Origin of the sequence: Chloroflexus sp. MS-G (assembly GCF_000735195.1) — a bacterium.
GTDB lineage: Bacteria > Chloroflexota > Chloroflexia > Chloroflexales > Chloroflexaceae > Chloroflexus.
In genome coordinates this window covers 1-4,494 of the sequence record NZ_JPIM01000196.1, presented here as the reverse complement: position 1 = coordinate 4,494, position 4,494 = coordinate 1, and the positions used below count along the sequence as shown (strand labels likewise).

General features: G+C 52.1%; 3 protein-coding genes and 1 pseudogene. All 4 read left to right on the top strand.

The annotated features are described in order from the left end of the window. Positions 1-130 precede the first annotated feature (130 nt). Complete coding sequence (locus tag JE47_RS21455) at positions 131-1,135, top strand: class I SAM-dependent methyltransferase (RefSeq protein WP_081910080.1); 1,005 nt, start codon at positions 131-133, stop codon at positions 1,133-1,135. Positions 1,136-1,139: 4 nt separating this feature from the next. After that, a complete protein-coding gene (locus JE47_RS0119595) occupies positions 1,140-2,288 on the top strand; it encodes a glycosyltransferase (protein WP_051871223.1) in 1,149 nt (382 codons plus the stop codon). Between the two features lie 428 nt (positions 2,289-2,716). Further along, entirely contained in the window at positions 2,717-3,250 is a 534-nt protein-coding gene (locus tag JE47_RS0119590; protein WP_031461367.1) for a transposase family protein, read from the top strand. Positions 3,251-3,997: 747 nt separating this feature from the next. Then, positions 3,998-4,494: pseudogene (locus JE47_RS0119580) on the top strand (sugar transferase); the annotation flags it as partial.

Genomic DNA, 4,494 nt, shown 5'->3' with positions numbered 1-4,494 from the left:
GACTCTATGTCGTTTGCTCGCTATAATTTTGTGCGTTCTTTTTTCTTTGAGATTGATGGGCAGAGTGTACGGCGGGTAGCTGAAGCGATTGCTGCATTGCTGGTAAAACTGAGCGAAGAAAGGTACGGCAATGAATAGCGATCCATGTACGGAAGATCGGCTAGCTATAGTATGTCCACTCTGCAGTTGTAACAGCAGCCAACTCTTGTTTCGCGCTAGGAGTTGGGAATCTTTTGCACAAGACCAAGTTTATGAGATTCGACAGTGCCATAAGTGTCATATCGCATTTACCAGTCCTATAGTATCCTTTGAATCACTAAAATTATTTTATTCTCAGGGGTTATATGGAAACAAGTCCAACCGCTTTCATATCTTGATCGAGATCGCACAGCAGATTTTTCAATGGTCTCGATTGCGTAAAATCACGCGTGTGCGTCAACGGGGAAAATTACTTGATATAGGCTGTGGTAAGGGCAGGTTTCTGGCTTATGCTGCTCTGCACGGCTGGGATGTTTATGGGACTGAGCCTTCAGAAAACAGTCGTCGAATTGCGTGCAGTACGCTGAAAGGCAGGATTGTTGGTAATCTAAAAGAGTTGCCTATGGAGAAATTTGACGTAATTACACTCTGGCATGTTCTTGAGCATGTATCCACACCAGTGGAGATGCTTCGACAACTACATCCGTATCTGAAACCGGGAGGTGTTCTTTGCGTGGCTGTTCCCAATCTTGCTTCGTGGCAAGCGCGGTTGGGAAAAAGCCGCTGGTGCCATCTAGATGTACCAAGGCATGTTTTTCACTATACTCCTGAGACCTTACAGTATGTACTGGATTTGTCTGGTTATACTATATTGCATATAGATCACTTTTCGATAGAATTCAATCCAATTGGCGTCTTGCAGACTATGCTCAACTCTTTAGGAGCGGAACCAGGACTTATTTATGCACTGGTGAAACGGAATATCTCCTGGGGTATAGCTAAAAACAAGCTTCGATTCCTGTATAGTGCCATAGTGGCTATTGTTGGCATACCGTTCTTGATCTTGCCAGCCCTTCTCTTTGCTTATATTGAATCGTTGTTTAGTAAGGGGGGCACAATTTTGGTCTACGCTACACCGATTGAATTGGGGCAATAATCCTATGCGCATCGCTTTCCTTGGCACCCGCGGTATTCCTGCCAGTTACAGTGGCTTTGAAACATGTGTGGAACAACTAGGCCAGCGTCTAGTTCAGCGCGGTCACCAGGTTACTGTATATTGCCGTTCGCACCACATCACCTATAAAGGAACCCATTACAAGGGAATGCGATTGGTCAAATTGCCAACTATTCCCAACAAGTATCTGGATACCATTGTCCACACGTTCATTTCTTCGCTGCACGCGCTTACGCAGCGTTACGATGTAGCACTCTACTTCATTGCCGGTAACAGTCCAGTTACCTGGATTCCCCGATTGGTGAGAACCAAAACCATCCTCAACGTAGATGGACTGGATTGGAAGCGTGAGAAGTGGCCCGCTCTAGCTAAGAGATATATTCAACTGGCTGAGTATCTGGCCACCAGGCTGCCTACTGTCTACCTTACTGACTCACGGGTGGTGCAGAATTATTACCGCGAACGTTTTGGCAGCGAGCCGCTTTACATCCCTTATGGTTCGGAAGTAGAAATTGTTCACCCTGGTGAGACCTTGGCCCGCTTTGGTCTGGAACCGGGTAAGTATGTCCTCTTTGTGGGGCGGTTAGTTCCGGAGAACTGCGCTCATCATCTGGTGGAAGCATTTCGGGGATTGGATACAGACCTGAAATGCGTAATCGTCGGCGATGCTCCGTATGTTGCGGATTATATTGCCTCTCTCAAAGCTTCCGCTCAGGGCGATCCGCGTATCGTCTTCACCGGCTACGTTTTTGGCAAGGGGTATTATGAACTGGGTTCCAACGCTTACATTTTTGTTGAGACATCAGGAGTAGGAGGTACTCATCCAGCTTTACTGGAAGCGATGGCCTTTGGCAATTGTGTCGTCGTGCACAATACACCGGAAAATCTGGAAACCGTTGGCGATGCAGGTTGGTCTTATGACGGAAAAGTAGGGGCAACCGATCTACGCTGGGTATTACAGCAGTTGCTATCGAACCCAGAGGTTGTAGAGAATTATCGTTACCTAGCTCGTCAACGGGTACAGGCCTACTATACCTGGGAAGCAGTTACAGATGCCTATGAGCAGTTGTTTTACCAGGTCTGCGGGAAGCCGATACCCGATCGTCTCAAACAATTGCAGGACCAAAAGGTTTGACTGTACCGGATACAGCATACCAGCAGGGTCGAAACAGAAGGTGGACTGAATAGCGAGTGCTTAGAACATCTGCCTTCCCTCCAGGAAGGTACAGAGAAGACCAAACTTAAAGATTGCAATAGAAACACGTAACCTATTGTGGCCATACAGGCGTTGTCTTTTCCGTCCAACAGGTGTTAAGGGTGTGTCAGATAACTATAATATCTCATTGAAAAATCCTGAGAGATTTGAACATCAAGCAATGTTTCAAATTGATTTTCATCCCCGCCATGTTTTAGTATGGCATTCCAGAAAACGATCCCCTGAAATAAATAATAAAGTGCTTTTGCGAAATTCTAACTTCCCGCCAGATCATCTAGGGCTTATCAATTCTCCAACATTGTGGTAAACATAACAGAGAGGCTGAACTCGGATCGGAGGTGGGAGCGATGAGCGACGAGCAATACAACGGGTTGCGCGCCTCTCTGCGGGAGATACCCGATCCCCGTCACCGTCAAGGGCGTCTCTCCCCCGTGGTGAACATCCTGATCATGCTCATCGTAGCCGCCGTGCATGGGCAACGGAGTCTCCGAGGCATGGTGAGATGGGCCGAGGCGCACGGGAGCGACCTCAGGGTGAAGGGAGGGATAGAATGGCTGGCCCATCCGCCGATCTCCGGCACTCTCTGGCGAATAGGAGCGCTGTTAGACATGGCCCACGTGGAGCACGCCCTGAGTCGCTGGATGCAGGACGGAGGAGGAGACGCTATCGGTGTGGATGCGAAGAGTCTGCGGGGCAGTCAGCGGCGGGAGGGGTTGCCTGCCCTGGCGGTCGTGGTGGCGGCAGCCCAGGGGATTCGGATCGTGCTGCGTCGGAACGGGGTGGCAGCAGGGAACGTCACGGACGCGGCGTTGCAGTTGCTGCAGGGGATGCCCCTGGAGGGGAAGGTGGTGACCCTGGATGCCGAACCGAATCACCGATAGGTCGCCAGAGTGATCGGAGAAACAGGGGGCCGCTTTGGGAATCGTGAAACAGAATCACAGTGACGGACGGACGGCACTGTGCGAAGGGATGATGGCGGAACAGGGGGCATTGCCGCCGGACGTCCAGGAATGGAGTCGGCACCACGGACGGCGCGACGTGCGGGAGGAGTGGCGGGTGGAAGCTGACGACGCGATGCGGACCTACCTGGAGCAGGAATGGGGCTGGCCGGACGTTCGCTGGGATAGGCGCGTGCGGCGCCAGCGGGCGCCACTGCATGCAGAAACGTAGAGCACAAACGACGTGATGGTCAGATACGGGAACCGAGGCGGGCCGAACCCAACGCCGCAGCAGCTCAGCTAGTGGGTGCACGGGCAGTCGGACAGTGAACACGGGGTGTGGTAGGTGTGCGATGTGACGGATCAGGCAGACCGCACTGATGCGCGAACGGTTGGCTGGCCCTCCACGCCATCCGCTGTGTGGCGATGAACATCATTCGTCGGCAAGGCCTTCGTTCCATTCCTGATGGACACCGGGCAGCCTCCGCACGCCCAGACCGTGGCCTGGCTTGGTTGGGTATGTATTAGAGCGTTGATAAGCCCTGCAGATCATCATGGCTACATTGACCCATCACAATCCTCCGTGCTATACTATCTACCGGCATACCCCACGTTATGGGTTTGTTCCGGTTGATATGGTGTGAAGGCGCGGCCACGATGCCGGCAAGCGTCTTCACGTAAGGAGCCGGCATGCTAGAACGCCTACGCTTACGCTTGATTGGGAGCGTTCTTGCCTGGGATGTGATCGCAACAGTGCTGTGCCTTGCCTTCGTTATTCACTCTGAACCGGTTGCCTCACGGTTCCGGTGGTTGCTCTACGTTGGGGTTGCGTTGATTTGGGGTCTGGTTTTCATCGTCCTGGCGCCACAACGCGCACTGTTTACCCGTACCCTCCTCGAAGCGTTTACGCGCCTGTATCTCGCCGTTTTTCTGGCAACGACCTCGTTGGCAGGTTTTCTCTACCTGATAAATGGTGTTGTTCTTGAGCGCAGCGCCTTTGCTCGTTTTGTGATATGCGATCTGGTAGCGCTGAGTGTGATTCATCTCGGTTTCCGCACGATTACGCGCTGGCAGCAGCAACGGGAGAGTGGCCGACGCACGCTGGTGGTCGGCGATGCCAATACTGCTTTACGCCTGGTCGATGAGTTTGGTCATCGACCCTGGATCGGGCTACACATTGTGGGATA